Origin of the sequence: Martinezella tropici (assembly GCF_008370325.1) — a bacterium.
GTDB classification, from domain to species: domain Bacteria; phylum Pseudomonadota; class Alphaproteobacteria; order Rhizobiales; family Rhizobiaceae; genus Rhizobium; species Rhizobium tropici_B.
The window spans coordinates 45,366-66,010 of the sequence record NZ_VNIP01000011.1 but is presented as its reverse complement, the minus strand read 5'-3'; the positions used below and the strand labels follow the sequence as shown (position 1 = coordinate 66,010).

21 protein-coding genes are annotated in these 20,645 nt (G+C 58.3%); 10 read left to right on the top strand and 11 right to left on the bottom strand.

The genetic code is table 11. The features are described 5' to 3' along the window. Window positions 1–12: 12 nt before the first annotated feature. From mce to FP026_RS21215, 5 genes are all read left to right on the top strand, one after another. On the top strand, window positions 13–417 hold the full coding sequence (mce, locus tag FP026_RS21235; protein ID WP_149636590.1) for a methylmalonyl-CoA epimerase: 405 nt from the start codon (window positions 13–15) through the stop codon (window positions 415–417). A 203-nt stretch (window positions 418–620) separates the two neighbouring features. Next, window positions 621–896 (top strand): DUF1467 family protein, encoded by a 276-nt coding sequence (locus tag FP026_RS21230; protein ID WP_149636589.1) that lies wholly within the window; start codon window positions 621–623, stop codon window positions 894–896. A gap of 618 nt (window positions 897–1,514) precedes the next feature. Next, window positions 1,515–2,837: a proline--tRNA ligase gene (gene proS / locus FP026_RS21225; protein ID WP_149636588.1), complete on the top strand. Its 1,323-nt coding sequence runs from the start codon at window positions 1,515–1,517 to the stop codon at window positions 2,835–2,837. Between the two features lie 27 nt (window positions 2,838–2,864). Then, window positions 2,865–4,175, top strand: a complete 1,311-nt coding sequence (locus FP026_RS21220) for a lipoprotein-releasing ABC transporter permease subunit (RefSeq protein ID WP_149636587.1) — start codon at window positions 2,865–2,867, stop codon at window positions 4,173–4,175. Between the two features lie 14 nt (window positions 4,176–4,189). Continuing rightward, on the top strand, window positions 4,190–4,873 hold the full coding sequence (locus tag FP026_RS21215; RefSeq protein WP_149636586.1) for an ABC transporter ATP-binding protein: 684 nt from the start codon (window positions 4,190–4,192) through the stop codon (window positions 4,871–4,873). A gap of 101 nt (window positions 4,874–4,974) precedes the next feature. Here FP026_RS21215 and FP026_RS21210 read toward each other — a convergent pair whose 3' ends face one another. Next, a complete protein-coding gene (locus FP026_RS21210) occupies window positions 4,975–5,442 on the bottom strand; it encodes a DUF5680 domain-containing protein (protein ID WP_149636585.1) in 468 nt (155 codons plus the stop codon). Between the two features lie 75 nt (window positions 5,443–5,517). Beyond that, the gene (locus FP026_RS30865; RefSeq protein WP_348642325.1) at window positions 5,518–5,862 is read right to left on the bottom strand and encodes a hypothetical protein; all 345 of its coding nucleotides are present in this window, start codon (window positions 5,860–5,862) and stop codon (window positions 5,518–5,520) included. Window positions 5,863–5,900: 38 nt separating this feature from the next. Between FP026_RS30865 and FP026_RS30860 the strand changes: the two genes are divergently transcribed. Both FP026_RS30860 and dnaE read left to right on the top strand, forming a co-directional pair. Next, on the top strand, window positions 5,901–6,107 hold the full coding sequence (locus FP026_RS30860) for a hypothetical protein (RefSeq protein WP_348642324.1): 207 nt from the start codon (window positions 5,901–5,903) through the stop codon (window positions 6,105–6,107). A 360-nt stretch (window positions 6,108–6,467) separates the two neighbouring features. Then, a complete protein-coding gene (gene dnaE, locus FP026_RS21200; RefSeq protein WP_149636584.1) occupies window positions 6,468–9,962 on the top strand; it encodes a DNA polymerase III subunit alpha in 3,495 nt (1,164 codons plus the stop codon). Window positions 9,963–10,061: 99 nt separating this feature from the next. Here dnaE and FP026_RS21195 read toward each other — a convergent pair whose 3' ends face one another. The 3 genes from FP026_RS21195 to FP026_RS21185 form a co-directional block, all read right to left on the bottom strand. Further along, window positions 10,062–11,333: a L,D-transpeptidase family protein gene (locus tag FP026_RS21195; RefSeq protein ID WP_149636583.1), complete on the bottom strand. Its 1,272-nt coding sequence runs from the start codon at window positions 11,331–11,333 to the stop codon at window positions 10,062–10,064. Window positions 11,334–11,526: 193 nt separating this feature from the next. Continuing rightward, window positions 11,527–12,567 carry a glycoside hydrolase family 25 protein gene (locus FP026_RS21190; protein WP_149636582.1) on the bottom strand — a complete coding sequence of 347 codons (1,041 nt, stop codon included), beginning with the start codon at window positions 12,565–12,567 and terminating at the stop codon, window positions 11,527–11,529. A gap of 189 nt (window positions 12,568–12,756) precedes the next feature. Further along, the gene (locus FP026_RS21185; protein ID WP_149636581.1) at window positions 12,757–14,046 is read right to left on the bottom strand and encodes a DNA polymerase IV; all 1,290 of its coding nucleotides are present in this window, start codon (window positions 14,044–14,046) and stop codon (window positions 12,757–12,759) included. Between the two features lie 83 nt (window positions 14,047–14,129). Here FP026_RS21185 and FP026_RS21180 point away from each other — a divergent pair, with 83 nt between their 5' ends. Beyond that, window positions 14,130–14,708, top strand: a complete 579-nt coding sequence (locus FP026_RS21180) for a GNAT family N-acetyltransferase (protein WP_149636580.1) — start codon at window positions 14,130–14,132, stop codon at window positions 14,706–14,708. Window positions 14,709–14,738: 30 nt separating this feature from the next. Here FP026_RS21180 and FP026_RS21175 read toward each other — a convergent pair whose 3' ends face one another. Both FP026_RS21175 and FP026_RS21170 read right to left on the bottom strand, forming a co-directional pair. Beyond that, window positions 14,739–15,386 carry a hypothetical protein gene (locus FP026_RS21175; RefSeq protein ID WP_149636579.1) on the bottom strand — a complete coding sequence of 216 codons (648 nt, stop codon included), beginning with the start codon at window positions 15,384–15,386 and terminating at the stop codon, window positions 14,739–14,741. A 2-nt stretch (window positions 15,387–15,388) separates the two neighbouring features. After that, on the bottom strand, window positions 15,389–15,697 hold the full coding sequence (locus FP026_RS21170; protein ID WP_149636578.1) for a DUF3572 domain-containing protein: 309 nt from the start codon (window positions 15,695–15,697) through the stop codon (window positions 15,389–15,391). A gap of 131 nt (window positions 15,698–15,828) precedes the next feature. Between FP026_RS21170 and FP026_RS21165 the strand changes: the two genes are divergently transcribed. Then, complete coding sequence (locus FP026_RS21165) at window positions 15,829–16,200, top strand: response regulator (RefSeq protein ID WP_028754034.1); 372 nt, start codon at window positions 15,829–15,831, stop codon at window positions 16,198–16,200. A gap of 16 nt (window positions 16,201–16,216) precedes the next feature. Next, window positions 16,217–17,590, top strand: a complete 1,374-nt coding sequence (locus FP026_RS21160) for a PleD family two-component system response regulator (RefSeq protein WP_149636577.1) — start codon at window positions 16,217–16,219, stop codon at window positions 17,588–17,590. 812 nt (window positions 17,591–18,402) lie between these two features. Here the strand turns inward: FP026_RS21160 and rpmG are convergent. From rpmG to FP026_RS21140, 4 genes are all read right to left on the bottom strand, one after another. After that, window positions 18,403–18,570 (bottom strand): 50S ribosomal protein L33, encoded by a 168-nt coding sequence (gene rpmG / locus FP026_RS21155; RefSeq protein WP_003547442.1) that lies wholly within the window; start codon window positions 18,568–18,570, stop codon window positions 18,403–18,405. Window positions 18,571–18,666: 96 nt separating this feature from the next. Further along, entirely contained in the window at window positions 18,667–19,851 is a 1,185-nt protein-coding gene (locus tag FP026_RS21150) for an MFS transporter (RefSeq protein ID WP_149636576.1), read from the bottom strand. Further along, a complete protein-coding gene (locus tag FP026_RS21145; RefSeq protein ID WP_149636575.1) occupies window positions 19,844–20,161 on the bottom strand; it encodes a hypothetical protein in 318 nt (105 codons plus the stop codon). The genes FP026_RS21150 and FP026_RS21145 overlap by 8 nt, the downstream gene beginning before the upstream one ends. Further along, window positions 20,158–20,613 (bottom strand): DUF983 domain-containing protein, encoded by a 456-nt coding sequence (locus FP026_RS21140; protein ID WP_149636574.1) that lies wholly within the window; start codon window positions 20,611–20,613, stop codon window positions 20,158–20,160. The genes FP026_RS21145 and FP026_RS21140 overlap by 4 nt, the downstream gene beginning before the upstream one ends. Window positions 20,614–20,645 lie beyond the last annotated feature (32 nt).

Here is a 20,645-nt window from a genome sequence, read left to right as displayed (position 1 = left end):
GAGGAGGGATCCATGCTTGGACGCATCAATCATGTCGCGCTCGCCGTTCCGGATATAGAAAAGGCCTGCAGGGTCTATCGCGACACGCTGGGCGCGACGGTGTCTGCGCCGCAGGCGCTGCCCGAGCATGGAGTGACCGTCGTTTTCGTCGAGTTGCCGAATAGCAAAGTCGAATTGCTGGAACCGCTGGGCGAGGCGTCGCCGATCGCTGCGTTTCTCGCGAAGAACCCCGATGGCGGCATGCATCATATCTGCTATGAGGTTGACGATATTCTGGCGGCTCGCGACCAGCTGATCGCCCAGGGCGCGCGCGTGCTGGGAAATGGGGAGCCCAAAATCGGCGCGCATGGCAAGCCGGTGCTCTTCCTGCATCCGAAGGATTTCTTCGGTACGCTCATCGAGCTTGAGCAGGTGTGACATAACAGCGCCGCGCGTCATATTTGACGCGCAAAGGTCGTTGTAACGCTTTAGATCTGCTGCATAATTTTATCCTTAAATCGATTCCGATCGAAGGAATTGTGCAGTAGAGCGCTGATCGGCGCTTTGAAAGACGACTACTTTGTCCCTATAAGCAGCTTGGAAGAGGAGGAGACGGGTAGATACGTCTCGAAGGGAGCATAATGGCCCAGCAGATCATCGCCAGTTTCGCTGTTTATTTCGTTATCTGGTGGATTACGCTCTTTGCCGTCCTGCCGTTTGGCCTGCGCACCCAGGCCGAGGATGAGCATGTGGTTCTCGGTACTGTCGAAAGCGCCCCGACGAAGTTTCGGGCCTGGCGGGTCGTTCTCGTCACGACGCTGGTGTCGGCTCTCATCTATGGCGCCTGGTATGTCGCCTCGCATTACTTCGGACTGAGTATAGATTCCATTCCGCAGATCGTTCCAAGCTATAAGTGATCTATAGAAATAGTAGAGAATACGGCGTCGCGTGCCCTGCAATCGCCATCAATCCGTCACACGCCTGTCATGTGAGTGGAGCAAAGAATCCCGGGTGCGGCTGTCGTATTTTGGCTGAAGAGCTGGGGAAAAGCTTTCCCGCTGGAAAGGCTGATCGATAGAAGATCGGGCTGAGAAAGCAAAAAAAACAAGGCTATAAGCCTTGTTTTAAAGTATCGCGTGATCCTTATCCGTTACCGGGGCAGCGAACGAGCGCGCCTAAGATCTGATCCTCCCAAGACTTGACCGCGAAACGGCAAGAATTTAGCCTTCTTGCCTCTTTTGTGAGCTAAAATTAGCTCAAAGATTGAGCTTTGTCATCCTTTTTTTTGCTTTTTTGCTACAGTCGCGCAGAATTTTTCTGTTGACGGATTTCCGTCGTAAATCCTTATAAATGTGCGCTTTTTCGAAACATCGGAAATAGGCCTTATCGCCTGCATTTCCGGGCGTTTGCCAAATTCTTCTATTGCAGAATGCGGGTTTCTTTCCAACGCCGAAGCAGTTATGAACTGCCTCCAGTACATAATTTTCTAACGATTCCGCAGCGAGCGGAACGTCAAACCATCTGGAACAAGCGTCATGCGTCTGTCTCGTTACTTCATGCCCATTCTGAAGGAAAACCCTAAAGAGGCTGAAATTGTTTCCCATCGGCTTATGCTGCGGACCGGCATGATCCGGCAGCAGTCGCAGGGCATCTATTCCTGGCTGCCACTGGGCAAGCGTGTGCTCGACAAGGTCAATGCGATTATCCGCGAAGAACAGAACCGTTCCGGCGCCATCGAGCTGTCGATGCCGACGCTGCAGTCGGCCGAGCTTTGGCAGGAAAGCGGCCGTTATGACGCTTATGGCAAGGAGATGCTGCGCATCAGGGACCGGCAGGATCGGCCGATGCTCTACGGCCCGACCAATGAGGAGATGATCACCGACATCTTCCGGTCGTCGGTCAAGTCCTACAAGGATCTGCCGCTGAACCTCTATCATATTCAGCTGAAGTTCCGCGACGAGATCCGTCCGCGTTTCGGCACGATGCGCTCGCGTGAATTCATGATGAAGGATGCTTATTCCTTCGATTTGACGCAGGAAGGCGCCGTTCAATCTTACAATAAGATGTTCGCGGCCTATCTGCGCACCTTCAATCGTCTCGGCCTTAGGGCAATTCCGATGCGTGCGGATACCGGCCCGATCGGCGGCAATCTCAGCCACGAATTCATCATCCTTGCCGATACTGGCGAGTCCGAAGTCTTCTGCCACAAAGATTTTGTCAATTTCGACATTCCCGGCGAAGATACGAATTTCGATGATGTTGCCGGCCTGAAGGGCATCTTCGACAAGTGGACCTCGCTCTATGCAGCCACATCGGAAATGCACGATGAAGCCGCCTTCAACGCCATTCCGGAAGGCGAGCGTCTGTCTGCACGCGGTATCGAGGTCGGTCATATCTTCTATTTCGGTACGAAATATTCAGAGCCGATGGGTGCTAAGGTGCAGGGTCCGGACGGGAAGGAGCATGCCGTCCACATGGGATCTTACGGTATCGGCCCGACGCGCCTTGTTCCCGCCATCATCGAAGCATCGCATGATGAGAACGGAATCATCTGGCCGGATTCGGTCGCGCCGTTCGATGTCGTGGTGATCAACATGAAGGCCGGCGATCAGGCTTGTGATGAGGCTTGCGAAACGGTCTATGCCGCGCTGTCGAAGGCCGGCAAGGACGTGCTCTACGATGATCGCGACGAGCGCGCCGGAACGAAGTTCGCGACCGCCGATCTGATTGGCGTGCCGGTACAGATCATCGTCGGGCCGCGTTCAATCGCGGGCGGCGAAGTGGAAGTGAAGGACCGCAAGACCGGTGCTCGCGAGACGATGACGGTCGAGGCGGCAATCAAGCGGCTGGCCGGCTGATTGACGATAAAATAGGATGGAAGGCGAATGGCGGTGAGCGCGGCAGTGGAACAGCAGGAAAATTCGTTCAAGGCCGGCCCATCGTCTCGCCCGTTTTCCGGATTCGAACGGCTCGTCGCCTGGCGCTATCTTCGCTCCCGGCGCAAGGAGGCCTCGATTTCGGTCATTGCCGGCTTCTCGCTGGTCGGCATCATGCTGGGCGTTGCGGCGCTGATCATCGTCATGGCTGTCATGAACGGTTTCCGCGCCGAACTCTTCAAGCAGATTCTCGGCTTCAACGGCCATGTCGTTGTACAGCCCATCGATTCGCCGCTGAATGATTATGCCGAGCTGGCAAAGAAGTTTTCCGTCGTACCCGGCGTCACCATGGCCTTGCCGTTGGTCGAGGGCGAGACGCTTGCTTCCGGACGCGGTGGCTCGGGCACCGGTGCACTGGTGCGCGGCATCCGCTCGGAAGACCTGACGAAGCTCAAGTCGGTCTCCGATCACGTTGTCTCCGGCGATATGGTCGGCTTCGCGTCCGGGCAGGGCGTGCTGGTCGGCAGCCGTCTTGCGCGGCAATTGGGTCTGACGGTCGGTGATCAGATCACGCTTACGGCGCCGGACGGCGATGTCACACCCTTCGGCGTCAATCCGCGCGTCAAGGCATACACGATTTCTGGTATCTTCGAAGTCGGCATGTCGGAATATGATTCTTCGGTCGTCTTCATGCCCCTGGAGGAGGCGCAGGTCTTCTTCAATGCCGAAGGCATCGTCGAAAAGATCGAGCTCTTCATCACCAATCCCGATGATGTCGATCAGCTGCGGCCGAAGATCGAGGAAGCCGCCGGGCGGCAGATCTTCCTCACCGACTGGCGGCAGGTCAACGCCACCTTCTTCTCAGCGTTGCAGGTCGAGCGCAACACCATGTTCATGATCCTGACGCTGATCGTCCTCGTCGCCGCCCTGAACATCATTTCCGGCCTGATCATGCTCGTGAAGGACAAGGGCAGCGATATCGCCATTCTGCGCACCATGGGTGCGACATCAGGCGCTATCATGCGTATCTTTTTCATGACGGGCGCGGCCATCGGCGTCGTCGGCACGCTTGCGGGTGTGATCCTCGGCGTTTTGGTCTGCCTGAACATCGAGTCCATCCGTCAGTTCTTTTCCTGGATTTCGGGCACCGTGATCTTCAACCCGGAAGTCTATTTCCTCAGCAAATTGCCGGCCCAGATGAATCTTGGCGAGACCGTCTCGGTTGTGGTGATGGCGCTCACGCTTTCCTTCCTTGCTACGATCTTTCCGGCCTGGCGTGCCTCGCGGCTCGATCCGGTGCAGGCGCTGCGCTACGAATAAGGAATCCGCATTTGATGAAACGCAACGTCGTTCTCCAGCTTTCGGGCGTGGAGCGTCATTACGGGCAGGGTGAGACGCGGCTGTCGATCCTGAAGGGGGCCGATTTTACCTTGCGCAGCGGCGAGATCGTCGCGCTGGTTGCGCCTTCCGGAACAGGCAAATCGACACTGCTGCATGTAGCCGGTCTGCTCGAGCACCCGGATGACGGCGAGGTGGTCGTCAATGGCCAGGCTTGCGAAGCCTTGTCCGACGACAAGCGCACGGCCGTGCGTCGCAGCGAGATCGGCTTCGTCTATCAGTTCCATCACCTGCTGCCCGAATTCTCGGCACTCGAGAACATCATGATGCCGCAGCTCATTTCCGGCCTTTCGCGCAAGGATGCGAGCGAGCGGGCGGCCCAGCTTCTCGACTATATGCGCATCGGTCACCGCGCCGATCACCGCCCGGCCGAGCTGTCCGGTGGCGAGCAGCAGCGTGTCGCAATCGCCCGCGCCGTTGCCAATGCGCCACTGGTGCTGCTGGCGGATGAGCCCACCGGCAACCTCGATCCGGCGACCGCGCATTACGTCTTCGATGCGTTGGAAGCGCTGGTGCGCCAATCGGGCCTTGCGGCCTTGATCGCCACGCACAATCACGAACTCGCCGCCCGCATGGATCGCCGCGTCACGCTGAGCGAAGGAAAAGTAGTCGAGGTCTGATCGCTCGTTGGAGCAATTCCAGGAAAAGTGCTGCGCGGTTTTCCGTCCGGAATTGCGAGACAACAAAGCGGTTCAGAGCCTCCGTGAAAGGCTGAACGGCTTTAAGGGACGATCAAACCGCCGCGATAATCCAGCTCATAAGCCTTGCGCTCCCCGACCGTGATCGCCTCATGGCCGATGAAATGGTCGCAGCCGCCAGTGCTGTGGTCGATATAGCGACCATAGGCGTGCTCGAATTCGAAGCCGCCAAGAAAGCGCTTTTCATCGAGATAGAGGCGCAACAGCGCCGCCTTGATCACCATGCCGGCGCGCCTGCCGTCGATCAGGTCGGGCTCGATGATATGGCCGAAATAGTTCATAGCCCAGACTGGCTCGTCGTCATGCCAGACCAGTTCCTGTCCTGAGAAGTCCGTGCCGCCGAAATAGCTGTCGAGATAGCGCCAACGGCCGCTTGCGTAGCCGATGTCATGCGAGCCACTACGGCAGGACGGCAGCCTCTCGCCATCGCCGACATAGGTCTCCGCTTTGGCCATGACAATAAAATCGTTCAGCTCGGCAATATCCGGCATGACCCTCTCCATTTTGGTGAGCGGGCACGATGCCATTCAATGCGAGATTTGTAAAGAACAAAAAGAGAACATACGCTAGCGCTGACCGCTTTCGCAGACCTTCTGGCCGAAATCGTCTTGCCAGTTTTGGATACTTACGGTCTTGGCTTCCGCCTTTAGCGTCCTGCCATCCTTTGTCACCTTGCCGGCCAAAACGTTATAGTCACAGCTGTGGTCGCTGCCCGGTTCGAGCGTATCGCGGGAGTCGTAGGTATAGCCGGCCACCACGAAGTCATTGTTGCGATAGGCGAGCGTCAGTGTCAGGCTCCAGCGATCGCGGCCGATGGCGTCGTTTTGCGAGGCGATCGCGATCGAACCGTTCGGCAAAGCCGAAATCGAGGGTTCCTGGCCGACGATCCACCGGGCTCGACGCTGCCCCATGTTTTATTCGGAGCGCTTGCGGCGAGCTTCAGCAAGGAATGTTCGTCATCGCGCAGGTAGATATGGATGCCGATCGGATTGTCGGCCTGATCGTCCGAGGCGGCCGCTACCAGAAGGGCGAGATCCGGTTTGCCGTCCTTGTTCCAGTCGCCGATCACGGCGTCGATGATGCGGCCCGGAACGACGGTGTCTTCGGCTCGGACCGTGGTTGTGAGCGAAAGCAGAATGAGAGCGCAGGCAAGTGATTTCATCGTCGTCTCCCTGTTCGATCTCAATAGCACCGGGCACTCCCGGCGTCGATCGGAGAACGAAAAAGTCGTGTGATGAAATTTATTGATGCTCCTATTGACTCTCGAACAAAAATAGAACAAAAAAGAAACATAACGAGTAAGGAGCGCGTAAATGACCGATATCATTCGAGACGTTGCAGCATTCACCTCCATCGTCATGTTCGTTGCCAGCTTTTCCCTCATCATGATGGCGATGTAAGTTTATCCCCCGTTTGCACATGCTGTTCCCATATTTGATGGGAGCATCTTCTGGACTTTATGATCCGCAATGCTGAGAATATCGCTGATTCAGTTGGGCATGCGGAAGGGTTCGAGATGGCGGATATGGGTGGCAGCGGTGCGGCGGCATTGGCCAGCGAGACGCCGGAATTCGTGCACCTCAGGGTTCATTCCGCCTATTCCCTGTTAGAGGGCGCACTGCCGCTCAAGAAGATATTGGCCAAGGCAGCCGGTGACAGCCAGCCTGCCATCGCGATTACCGATACCAACAATCTTTTTGTTGCCCTCGAATTCTCGCAGAAGGCGATGGACGAAGGTCTGCAGCCGATCATCGGCTGCCAGGTATCGATCGACATGGAAGATGGCGGCGAGAGCGAGAAGCGCGGACCGCAGCAGGCGCTCGCCAAGCTGCCGTCCATCGTGCTGCTTGCCACCACGGAGCGGGGCTATGAGCGTCTCGTCGATCTCGTCAGCCGTGCCTATCTCGGCGGCGAAGGCAACAGCGCCGTTCACATCACCAGCTCATGGCTGGAAGAGATCGGCACGGAAGGCATGATCGCGCTGACCGGCTCGTTGAGCGGGCCGATCGATATGGCGCAGAAGGAGGGGCATGCCGCGCAGGCGCTCTCCCGTCTGCTGACCCTGAAACGCCTGTTCGGCGATCGGCTCTATCTCGAATTGCAGCGCCATGGCACCTATGATCGCCGCCACGAGCAGAAGATGATCGCGATGGCCTACGAGCATGAGATTCCGCTGGTCGCGACCAACGAGGCCTTTTTCCCGACGCGTGACGATTACGACGCCCACGACGCGCTGATGGCGGTGGCTCATAACGCCATCGTCTCGGACGATACGCGGTTCCGCCTGACGCCGGATCATTATCTCAAGAGCCGCGCCGACATGGCGAAGCTTTTCGCCAACCTTCCGGAGGCGCTGGAGAATACGGTCGAGATCGCCCGCCGCTGCTCCTTCATTCTGAACACGCGTAAGCCGATCCTGCCGCGTTTCACCGGCGCTACCGATGATGCGGAGGAGGCCGAGCGCGCCGAGTCGGCGGAGCTGCGCGCCCAGGCGGTCGAGGGGCTTGACCAGCGTCTCGCTTCGCTCGGCATGGCGCCGGGCTACGAGGAAAAAGAATATCGCGAGCGGCTGGAATTCGAACTCAGCGTCATCGAGCGCATGAAGTTCCCCGGCTACTTCCTGATCGTTGCCGACTTCATCAAATGGGCCAAGCGGCACGATATCCCGGTCGGCCCGGGCCGTGGTTCGGGCGCGGGCTCGCTGGTCGCCTATGCGCTGACGATTACCGACGTCGACCCGCTGCGCTTCTCGCTGCTGTTCGAGCGCTTCCTCAATCCGGAACGCGTCTCGATGCCGGACTTCGATATCGACTTCTGCCAGGACCGGCGTGAAGAGGTGATCCGCTACGTGCAGGCCAAATATGGCCGTGAGCAGGTGGCGCAGATCATCACGTTCGGTTCGCTGCAGGCGCGCGCCGCGCTTCGCGACGTCGGCCGCGTGTTGGAAATGCCCTATGGCCAGGTCGACAAGATCTGCAAGCTCGTGCCGAATAATCCGGCCAATCCGACGCCGCTGAGCAAGGCGATCGAAGAGGAGCCGCGCCTGCAGGAGGAGGCGGACAAGGAGCCGGTCGTCGCCCGTCTTCTCGACATCGCCCAGAAGATCGAAGGCCTCTATCGTCACGCCTCGACACACGCCGCCGGTATCGTCATCGGCGACCGCCCGCTTTCGAAGCTGGTCCCGATGTATCGCGACCCGCGTTCCGACATGCCGGTGACCCAGTTCAACATGAAATGGGTAGAGCAGGCCGGCCTGGTGAAGTTCGACTTTCTCGGCTTGAAAACCCTGACCGTCCTGAAGACTGCCGTCGATTTCGTCGCCAAGCGCGGCATCTCGATCGATCTCGCCAGTATTCCGCTTGACGACAAGACGACCTACGACATGCTCTCGCGCGGCGAGACGGTCGGCGTGTTCCAGGTGGAAAGTGCGGGTATGCGCAAGGCGCTGATCGGCATGCGCCCGGACTGCATCGAGGACATCATCGCGCTGGTTGCGCTTTATCGACCCGGCCCGATGGAGAACATTCCGGTCTATAATGCCCGCAAGCATGGCGAGGAGGAGATCGAGTCGATCCACCCGAAGATCGATTACCTCCTGAAGGAGACGCAAGGCGTCATCGTCTACCAGGAGCAGGTGATGCAGGTCGCCCAGGTGCTTTCCGGCTATTCGCTCGGCGAAGCCGATCTTCTGCGCCGAGCCATGGGTAAGAAGATCAAGGCGGAGATGGACCAGCAGCGCGAGCGCTTCGTCGATGGCGCCATCAAGAATGGCGTGTCGAAGGGGCAGGCCGACGTGATCTTCGATCTGCTCGCCAAGTTCGCCAATTACGGCTTCAACAAATCGCACGCCGCAGCCTACGCCATTGTCTCCTACCAGACCGCCTATATGAAGGCGCACTATCCGGTGGAGTTCCTCGCAGCGTCGATGACGCTCGATATGTCCAATACCGAGAAGGTCAACGACTTCCGCCAGGATGCCAAGCGCCTCGGCATCGAGGTCATCGCGCCCTCCGTGCAGACCTCGTTCCGCCATTTCGAGACCGGCGACAACCGCATCTATTATGCGCTGGCCGCCATCAAGGGCGTCGGCGAATCCGCCGTTGATCATATTGTCGAGGTGCGCGGCGATCAGCCCTTTGCCGGCATCGAGGATTTCTGCCTGCGTATAGATCCCAAGCAGATCAACCGCCGCGTTCTGGAAAGCCTGATCTGTGCCGGCGCCTTCGACTGTTTCGAGATCGATCGCGCGCAGCTGATCGCCGGTATCGACCGCATCATGGGTTATGCCCAGGTGGCGCAGGAAAACAAGCGCAGCGGCCAGCACGACATGTTCGGAAGCGCAGCCTCCGGCCCGGAAAAGATCGTGTTCCCGCCCTATACGCCTTGGCTCGCCTCGGAGCGGCTGCTGCGCGAATTCCAGGTGCTCGGCTTCTATCTGACGGCACATCCGCTCGACACCTACAAGAGCGTGCTCGACAAGATGCGGGTACAGCCCTTTGCCGATTTCTCCGCCGCGGTGAAACAGGGCGCCAGCAACGGACGTTTGGCCGGCACGGTGATCTCGAAGCAGGAGCGCAAGACCCGCACCGGCAACAAGATGGGTATCTTCGTCTTCTCCGATGCGTCGGGCCAGTTCGAAGCCGTGCTCTTCTCGGAGACGCTCAACCAATATCGCGATGTGCTCGAAGTTGGAAAATCCTTCGTCATCACAGCCCAGGCGGATGAGCGTCCGGAAGGTATCAGCCTGCGCCTGCAGACGGCGCAGTCGCTGGAGGAGAAGTCGCTGCAGATGCAGAAGGCGTTGCGCGTCTATGTCCGCGATGCCGGGCCGCTGAAGGCCGTTGCCGCGCATCTGAACGCCAGGGGCGACGGCCTCGTTTCCTTCATCGTCATCAAGGAGGAAGGATTGCGCGAGGTCGAGGTGGCGCTGCCCGAGAAATATCGCATCACGCCGGAAATCGCCGCCGCTTTGCGTACGGCGCCGGGCGTGATCGATGTGGAGCTGGTTTAAAGCAATTCCCGCAAAACTGCATAGCGGTTTTCCGTCTGGAATTGCGTAAAAACAAAAGGATAGAGCGCTTCCGCGAGGCGAGGAAAAGCGGAAGTGCTCCTAGCCCTTCTTGCCCAGCGCGCCATTGTTGGTGATGGTAATGAAATCGGTGCCGTTGCCGGTTTCCGGTCCAACGCCGGTGTCGGATATCGTCAGCGAAGAACCTGATGTCAGCAGATCCTCGATGCGGTGGCGGACATCGTCGGGAATGGTGATGCGGGCAAGCGCCTGTCCGGCGGCATCGAGCGATTGCGATTGTTCGTCGCTGGTGATGCCGTACCGCTTCTTTGCCTGCTTGCTGAGATCCTCTTCGAGCGTCATGCCGAACCAGTCGGCCTTGCCGCTGATCCGGTCGATCGCGTTGGCGGTGAAGAAATGCACGCCGAGTGCCTCTTGCGGCTCGGCGATGATGGCTGGGCCTTCGAAGAGCGGCTTGAAGTTCTGGCGGACCATGATCGCGCCGTTCGGTGGTTCGCCCTTGCCGGCGGCGGCATAGACCGCCTTCATCAATGCGGGGCTGACGAGGCCGCCCGTCGCCTTGATGTCATGCGCCTTCTTGAAATCTTCGATCGCCTGCACCGTTGCCGGCCCGAGCATGCCGTCGGGCGTTCCGGTAATAAAACCCATCCCGTTCAGAATGGCCTGGAGGTCGCGCACATTCTCGCGCAGGCCACGCCGGGTGATGAGGATGCTGAGCGGTGCCGAATCGGCAGGCGAGGCAATGGTTTCCTGTGCCTTCGGTATCCGGATCGAGGTCACATCATTCGTCGCGACCTGCAGGGATTGCCCCTGCGGCAGAAAGCTTGCGGTCATCGGGCGCAGTTCGATGCCGGAAAACAGCGCCGGTGGAGGTGCTGCCGGCGGCTGGAACAGCATTGCGCTCTCGAAAGGCTGCGGCACCAGTGGCTGATTGGCGATGACAACATGCACGCCGCGCTCGGTCATCTGGTAAAGCGTCTTGGCAAAGGCTTTCGGCATGCGCACGCAGCCATGGGAAGCCGGATAATTCGGAACCGAATTGGATTCGTGCAGCGCAATGCCCGACCAGGTCAGCCTTTGCATGTAGGGCATGGGCGCGGCCGAATAGAGATTTGACTCGTGGTAGACCTTCTTTTCCAGAATGGAGAAGATGCCGCTCGGTGTCGTGTGCCCCCGCTTGCCGGTCGAAACCTTGGACGTTGCGATCACGTGGTCGCCATCATAGACGGCGAGTGATTGCCTGTCTTTGGACACCACGATCTGCAGCGTGCGGGTATCCGTCGCGGCAAGAGAAGGATGTGAGAGGGCAGTGGCCGACAACAGCCCGAGCCCAAGCAACAGAAACGGCTTCATATGAACACAAACCAATACGCAATACTCGTACCGCCAAGGTTAGGCTTTGAAGTTTAAGGAAGGCTTGCTGAAAAAACCTGCCTTATCGCTCCTGCTAAATCCTGGGGTTGCCTGTTCGAAATAAGATTCAGCAATGCCGAAGCTAGGCTGGCGACCCTGCTTCGGCATTTAGGCATCGGCGGAAATCCAGAGATCAGTGAGCGCTGGAGGCTACCCAGTTGTGCCAGTCCTGCTCGCTGCCGTGGAAGGCGTTGAGATCGATCTTGCCGTCCACGCCGTGGGAGACGCCGGAGCCGGAATATTGCCAGAACAGCCATTTCCGGCCCGGATAGACCTTGGATGGATGTTGGGCCACGGCGCGCAGCCAGAAGGGATAGTCGAGCAGTTCGCCGCTGAGATTGTCGCGATAGAAATCCGGCGCGGTATAGACGATCGGACGTTGGCCGTAATGCCTCTCCAGCGCGTCCATGAAGACCTGCATCTTGGCAAGCACCTGCTCGCGCGAGGGGCGGCGCTTGCAGCTCGACTCGCCGTTCCATTCCACATCGATGACCGGCGGCAGCGCCCCGGCTTCCTTCGGAACGTTGCGGATGAACCAATCGGCCTGCTCACCGGCCGTCCTGCACCAATAGAAGAAATGATAGGCGCCATGCTTCAGACCGGCCTGCTGGGCGGCCCGCCAGTTCTTCTTGAACATCGGATCGAGATGATCGCCGCCGTCCGTCGCCTTGATGTAGACGAAGTTCGCACCCTGGGTGCGCAGCGTGTCCCAGTCGATCTCGCCCTGCCAGCGCGAGACATCGACGCCATGCACGGCGAGCTTCCGGGGCGAAGTGGAAGAGCCGAAGTTGATCGGCTTGGCATCGCGGAAGCGGTGGCTATAGATCTGCATCGGCTGCTGCCGCATGGCGCGAGGCATAGGGTTCGACGGCGAGAGCATGGCGAGCGGCCGTTGCAGCGGCACGGGTGCGCCGTCATCGCTCTGGTCAGAAGGCATGAGCCCCTCCGGGCGGAGATTTGTCGGCATGGCGACTGCGAGCGCCTGCTGACGCTCGACGTGCGAGACCGTTTCGCCGATTTCGACCGATGGCACCGGCCGGCTGCTCTTTGTGATAGAGCTGGTCGTTTCCTTCGAGGGCGGGCTGGCTTGCGCGGCTTCGCGCTCACCTCGGGCGGCGCAGCCTGAAATCGTCAGGCAGGCAAGAAGAATGGTCGATACAGCCGATAGACGCATAGGAACCCGTACGCAAAACACAGTCGACGGCGGATCCGCGCCGTTCGGAAGTCACAGAATCCAAGTCCTAATGGAAATTTACCAAAAAAGTTTGAATCCGAGCTTTCCGTCACAAAGAATCATGGGCGGGATGCGATTTTCGCGGCGTTCTTACATATCTCTGTCCGATGACTTTATTTTAAGCCATTGTTATTTATGGCGTTTATCGCCGAATGTATAACCGGTCTCGACCGTCTTGTTGCCGAATTTTTCTTTGAGCTTGTCCATGGCAGCTTCCGCGGCGGCGCGGCGCGTTGCCTGTATGTCGATAAGATCAGGCGGGTCTGCGCGCCCAGCGTCGCCGAGATCGGTAACGCCAATGCCGATGAGGCGGAATTTCGTGCCGTCGGTCTCGTGTTCGAGCAGGCGCAGGCCGGTGCGGAAGATCCGGTCGGCAAGCTGGGTCGGATCTTCCAGTCTGCGGTTGCGCGTGCGCGTCTTGAAATCGGCGGTCTTTAGCTTCAGCACCACGGTCTGCCCGGCAATGCCGCTGCGCTTCAGGCGCCGCGAAACCTTCTCCGAGAGATCGCGCAGGATCGGCACAAGATCGTCATGGCGTGAAATGTCGTCGAAGAAAGTCGTTTCGGAAGACACGCTCTTTGCTGCCTCGTTCGGATGCACCGTGCGGTCGTCGATGCCGCGGGCGAGACGAAAAAGCCGCTGCCCGATGACGCCGTAGCGACGCATGAGGTCGCCTTCCTCCATGGACTGCAATTGGCCGATCGTGCGAATGCCATCGCTCTCGAGCGTTGCCGCAAAGGCCTTGCCGACGCCCCAGATCGTGGTGACGGGGCGTGGCTCCAGAAAGGAGAGCGCCTCTTCGCGCCCGATGACGGAGAAGCCACGCGGCTTCTGCAGGTCGGAGGCGACCTTGGCGAGGAACTTGCAATAGGAAAGGCCGACCGAGATGGTGATGCCGATTTCCTGTTCGACCCGTCGGGCAAACTTAGCGAGAATCCGGGCCGGCGGATCGTGATGAAGCCGCTGCGTGCCGTCGAGCTCAAGGAAGGCCTCGTCGATCGAAAGCGGCTGCACCAAGGGCGTCAGCTCCTGCATCATGCCTCGAATCTCGCGGCCGACCCGGACGTATTTTTCCATGTTCGGGCGGATGACGACGGCGTTCGGACAGGCTTCCAGCGCCTTGAACATCGGCATGGCGGAGCGCACCCCATGGATGCGGGCGATATAGCAGGCGGTGGAGACGACGCCGCGTTTGCCGCCGCCGATGATGACAGGCTTGTCGGCCAGCTCAGGATTGTCGCGTTTCTCGACTGAGGCATAAAAGGCGTCGCAGTCGATATGCGCCAGCGTCAGTCCATAGAGTTCGTGGTGATAGACGAGGCGAGGGCTGCCGCAGCTACGACAGCGCGTCCGTGCGGTCGATTGCTCGCTCAAGCAATCGCGACAGAAACCTGAGATCTTGTCGGGCGCATTGGTCATTGAACGAGAACAAAAATTGAACATCGCTACTTTATGTTTTAAGCTCGTGAGTCTCAAGCCGGAAAACTGTCGGGGAGCAGGGAGTGCAGAATTTAAGCGTGCAGCCATTAACGCCCGACCGCTGGGACGATTTCGAAGCGCTTTTCGGGCCAAGCGGCGCCTGCTATGGCTGCTGGTGCACCTATTTCCGTGTGCCCACGTCACAACGCAAGACGATGGACGCGGCGGCCAAGAAGCGGTTCATACGGGCGCGTATCGCGGCTGGGCCGCCACCCGGTCTCCTTGGCTATATCGACGCACAGCCGATTGCCTGGGTGCAGGTGGGTCCGCGCGCCGAGCTGCCGCAATGGAATTCGCCCAAAACCGTATCGCGCCCGCTCGACCCGGCGGATGCGGAGGATAGCTCGATCTGGGCTGTCAGCTGCTTCTTCATGAATGCGCGCGATCGCGGCAAGGGATACAGCCATCGCATGCTTTCGGAGGCAATCGACTTCGCCAAGGCGTCCGGTGCGCGGCTGCTGGAGGGCTGTCCGATCGAGCGTACCAAGCAATCGAAATCCGTCGGCCTTTATGTGGGCTCGCAACGCATATTCGAGGCGGCCGGATTTTCGGAGGTGGCGAAGCGCAAGGATGGCAGGCCACTGATGCGCCTCATTCTATGATACCGGGCTCTGATATCGGGTCGGAGGGCTTCAGCGCACGATATGGGCCTGGATCAGTGGCGCTGCCTGGCTCCATTCGTTTGCTTCGGGGATCCCTGCCGCGACGGCTGGCGCCATGCGATGGACGACGGAATCCGGTTTGAGGTTGATCAGGAGGCATTCCGGAACATGGTCGCTGACCGAATGCAGATTATGGGCCATGTCGTCGACGAAGGCGACGGGCATTGCGCGCTGTCGATGCAGGGATCGCACGATCGGCCCCTTCGGCTGCAGCGATGCCAGCAGGGGATAGGCAAGTTCGAGCCTGTCGAGCAGGCGGCGCCTCTGAGCCCAGAACTGTGGCGGCATGGCCGTGAGGAAGACGATATCGGCGTCTTTCGAGAATTCGCCGAGCGTATCGACGACGCGCTCGAAAGGGGTCTGCCATTGTTCCTGCACCTCGAAGAAGACTTCGATCAGCCGGTGAACATCCTTTTCTTCCAAGGCGGAGCCATTGTCTTTGGAAACGATGTTGCCTGTCAGGCGGAAAGAGCGCGGCAGGAATTCATAGCCTTCGCTGTCGATGAAGGTCAGGAAAGGGGCAAAGAAATGCAAGACGACGTCGTCGACATCGCAGACGATCAGCGGCCGCTCCCGCAGCCGGATATGCGATACGTCGAGTTCGAGCGGGGCATCCATGGTCAATATTCTCCAGAGGCAAGGCCAGGTGGCGAAAAATGCGCCGACGCGGCGGCGACAACCTCCGGTGCAGTGCCGCTCGCCTCGCAAAAGGCCAGCAATGTCGGTTCGTGGTTCATCAGGAAGTCGAGCATGCCGGCAAGAAAGGCGGGCTCGTTGATCGCATTGCGCACCTGTGCCGGCTCCACGCCGGTCAGCGACAGGAAACGGCCGAACATATCCGGTTCGTTGGCTAGCCAGCCGAGTACGGCAATCGCAGTCTCTTGCGGGTCGGCCGCATTCTTCTTCGGGTTCTTGAAGTTACTTTGCATTTTGACGGGTGAGTTACCTATTTTTCAACCAAATCCCGGTAGTATGCGATTCAAGTATTTGTGGAATCGGTTCCTCGCGACCCTATATTCCGAGAGAATGGATGCAATACCGGATGCAGGGACAGCTTTCCATGCCTAAGCAGGTAATGATTGTAGAAGACAATGAGCTCAATATGAAGCTCTTTCGCGATCTGATCGAGGCTTCCGGCTATACGACGATCCAGACCCGTAACGGCATGGAAGCGCTCGATCTCGCTCGCAAGCATCGTCCGGACCTGATTCTCATGGATATCCAGCTTCCGGAGGTTTCAGGTCTCGAAGTCACCAAATGGCTGAAGGAAGACGACGATCTCCACGTCATCCCCGTAATTGCTGTTACGGCCTTCGCCATGAAGGGCGACGAGGAGCGTATTCGCCAGGGCGGATGCGAAGCCTATGTCTCGAAGCCAATTTCGGTGCCGAAATTCATTGAGACCATTAAGACCTATCTGGGCGACGCCTGATGATGGGGAAGAACTGATGACAGCGCGCATCCTGGTAGTCGACGATATCCCCGCCAACGTAAAGCTTCTGGAAGCGCGTCTGCTTGCCGAATATTTCGAAGTGCTCACGGCGGAAGATGGTTTGAAGGCGCTCGCCATTTGTGCGAATGCCCAGGTCGATCTCATCCTTCTCGATATCATGATGCCCGGTATGGACGGATTTGAAGTATGCGAGCGCCTGAAGTCGGATCCGCGTACGGCGCATATCCCCGTTATCATGGTCACCGCGCTCGACCAGCCGGCCGACCGTGTGCGCGGTTTGAAGGCAGGCGCCGACGACTTCCTGACAAAGCCGGTCAACGACCTGCAGCTGATCTCCCGCGTCAAGAGCCTTCTTCGCTTGAAGACGCTGAGCGACGAATTGAACATGCGCAGCGAGACCGCGCGCAATATCGGCATCGAGGATCTGCTTCGCGCCGGTGATGGCCGCGCCGACGAAGCCGGACAGGTGCTTCTGGTCGATGGCCGCGCCAATTCGCAGGAGCGTATCATCCGTACGCTCAAGCCGATCGCCCAGGTTGTCGCGATGTCCGACCCGCAGGCCGCCTTATTCGAGGCCGCCGAACGGCCTTTCGAGCTCGTCATCGTGAATTCGAATTTCGAAGGCTACGATCCGCTGCGGCTTTGCTCACAGCTTCGCTCGCTGGAGCGTACGCGCTTCCTGCCCGTGCTGCTGGTGACGGAACAGGGCGCCGACGAGATGATCGTCCGTGCGCTCGACCTCGGCGTCAACGACTATATCGTCCGTCCGATCGATCCGAACGAGCTCGTCGCCCGCTGTCTCACTCAGATACGGCGCAAGCGGTATAACGACCGGCTGCGTGCCAGCGTGCAGCAGACCATCGAGCTTGCCGTCACCGACGCGCTCACTGGCTTGCACAACAGGCGATACCTGGACAATCACCTCAAGGTGCTTTTCGATCGCTCCCTGGCGCGGGGACGGCCGCTTTCCGTCCTGATCACCGACATAGATCGTTTCAAGACCGTCAATGACACCTATGGTCACGATGCTGGCGATGAGGTGTTGAAGGAGTTCGCCGCTCGCATCCGCTCAACGGTGCGCGGTGCCGATCTGGCCTGCCGTTACGGCGGCGAGGAATTCGTTGTCGTGATGCCGGATACAACGGCTGATATCGCGGCTGCGGTCGCCGAGCGCCTGCGCGCTGCGGTAGAAAATATGCCGGTGAAGCTGCGGGATGGCGGCGTCGCGATTAACATTACCGCATCCTTCGGTATTTCGTCTCGTTTGGACACAATCGAAGCGCCGGAGCAATTGATGAAGCAGGCGGATCTTGCGCTTTATGAAGCCAAAAGGGCGGGCCGCAACAGGGTCGTCGCCTCGGCTGCTTGACGGAAACAGACCATTAAAGTGGAGGCCACCTCTCTATATTGAGGGTATTTTTCAAGTTTTGAACAAGGGTCATAAAAAATTGTTCTCTGTTCCTCCAGGATGCGCCGCTCTTGTATTGCCGCAGGAAAAGGCGCGTACTCTTTTCCGAAGTCTGCATGAATACATGCGCATTTGGGTTAAACTTAAAATTTGATCGCTATTTTGTTTGATAGTTGAGAATTATTTGATAAATTCTCATTATATGCAAGTTGCAAAGCGAAGGCTTAACTGAAAGTAATTTATATATTAAATTATGCTTGAGTATATATATTTCAAATTTTCCTTCGCCATAGGAATTAGATCTTTATTCTTTAGGCCTTCTTGACCTTGGTTTATTAAAACTATCGGGCATTCTTTTTTGTCGAAGTCATGAATTTTAACCATTCGAGAAGACAAGCATTTTTATCATTAAGAATTTGTTGATTTCCTTTCGATTTCGCGCGAATTTAGTCTCATATACAAACAGCCCGCAAGGGTTTCGAAGATACCCCATGATGCTCAGGTCCGCCGCATCTCCTGGGTCGTGGGGTCGGTCGGCTGGCAGGCAGAAAGATAACGGTTCCTCGTGCCGTTTTGCAGGCTAGCCGGCCCCCAATTTAAAAACGCCGCTCTTCGTTCATCGAAGGCGGCGTTTTTTCTTCTTCGTCAGGGCAGTCAGCTTTTCAGCCCGGGTGATGTCGCAAAATTGGACTTTGCCCTGGAAATCCTCAGCAAAAACAAAAAAAGCGCAAACCCGTAGGTTGCGCCTTTTTGTAACCTGAGGTTTAGGAAACTTACTTGATCTTCGTTTCCTTGAACTCGACGTGCTTCTTCGCAACCGGGTCGTACTTCGTCTTCGTCATCTTGTCCGTCATCGTACGGCTGTTCTTCGTCGTGACGTAGAAGAAACCAGTGTCGGCCGTCGACAGCAGCTTGATCTTGATGGTGGTAGCCTTGGCCATAGTCGTCCTGCCTTTAATAAAAATGAACGCCGTGGACGGCCAGTGCGGAGGTCCACGGCGAATTCTGGCGCGAAAATACAAATCGCGCCCGAAAAGTCAACCTCTGTTGCCCATGAAAAGCAGTCGTATCCCCGAAAGCAGGACATAAAGGCCGAAGAAAAAGGCCACAGCCCAGGCAAAGCCGCTTGGGTTGACCAAATCCATCGCCGTGCCGATCGTCGGCGGCCCGAGAACCATGCCGATGGCATAGCAGAAGACGAAGGCGGCATTGGCAGCCACCAGATCGGCGCCAGTCAGCCGTGTGCCCAGATGGCTGAGCCCCACCGTATACATGCCCGAAACGCAGCCGCCCCAGAAGAGCAGAATGACGGCGAGAATGATCCAGTTCGATGAGAGCGATGGCAGCAGAAGCGCGCCGACAAAGCCGATCGTAGCCATGATCGACAATAGCGGCCGTTTGTCGCGCATGCGGTCGGCAAGCAGCCCCAGCGGGATTTGGAAGACGAAATTGCCCACGCCCATGACCGTCAGCAGCAATGCGGCCTGCGATTCGTTGAAGCCGAGGCGCGTCGCATAGCTGGTGAACAGCGAGCCGCCGCCGACGGTTACCGCGCCGAACACGAAGACCGCCGCCGTCGCCGTCGGCACCAGAAAGATGTACCGGACGAAATGCAGTTCGGGTTTCTCGTCGACGATCGGGCTCTCATTGCGCGCAATGAAGATCGGAATGGCGGCGGCCAGGATGATGCAGGCGCCGACGATGAAGGGCAGCAAGCCCTCGCTGCCGACCACGGAGAAAAGCAGCGGACCGGCCGCAAAGCCGAGCGAGAACACCGTGGAATAAAGGCCGAGCACGAAGCCGCGTTTGGAAGGCGGCGAGGCCGCGTTGATCCAGAATTCCGACAGGATGAAAAGGGTCGTGGTCGCACCATGGAAAACGATGCGCAGCGGGAACCATAAAAGCAGGTTCTCGGCATAATAGAAGCCGAGTGAGCTTAACGCCGAGAGAAAGACCGCCCAGATCATCGTTTGCACGACGCCGAAGCGATGCGCGAGCTTGGTCGTGATGACCGCGGCCAGCATCGAGGCTATCCCCATCATCGCCGTGTTGAGGCCGATCAGGCTCGAAGGAATGCCGCGCTTTTCGAGAATAATGCTGAGAAGCGGCAGGCCTAGCCCGATGGCGATGCCGACGGCGGACACGGAGGCAATGGCTGCGACGAGCGAAGGCCAGTGAATTTCTTCGACATGGCCGGCCTTGTCGTTCGTCGGTTCAAGCATAAACTAAATCCTGGAGCATGAGGCAGGCGAATCGATCCGGATGCGCAACATAGAAAGCCACGGCTCGGCCAAATACAGGTGACGGGTCGGCTTTCATGAGATCGGTCAAACCCTCCGGAACAGTCCCCTTGACGCGCGGCATGTTCAGACAAGAAATGTTGCTGATGTCAAGCCGTTGCTGATGAACCAGCTCGCGCAAATCGCGAATATGCGGCGAATCGATCGTGATTCCCGATAGAAGAGTGTAATGATGTGAGACAACCTCGACCCTTTGTCCGGGCCGGCTGCGCAGGCGGGCATACATTGTCACGACCGGCCGTTTCCCTCATCCCATTCTTCCGGATTGTCGTCATGTCCGCCGAATCCATGCATCCGCAGCGCCCATTGCAGGCCGATGACACCCCCCTTGATCGGTTGAATGACGGCAAGTGCTGCGATGACGGTAATCGGCGCCCATATGGCAAGATGTGCCCAGATCGGCAATTTGAAAGTCATGTCCGTCAGCATGTAACCGCCAACGATGATGTGGCCGAGAACAAGGATCACCAGATAGGGCGGCAGATCGTCGGCACGCTGGTGAAAGATTTCCTCGCCGCATACGGCGCAATGATCCACCGGCTTCAGGAAGGCGCGGAAGAGCCTGCCGGTGCCGCAGCGCGGACAGCGGTTCAGCATACCGCGGGAAATCGATCGCCCAAGCGGTCGCTCGCTTTCATCGGAGCCACCGAAGCGGGTAGGAGAGTCGGATGGGCTGCCCGTCATGAATGCGTTTCCTTCCTGCCGGCAGCCGCCTC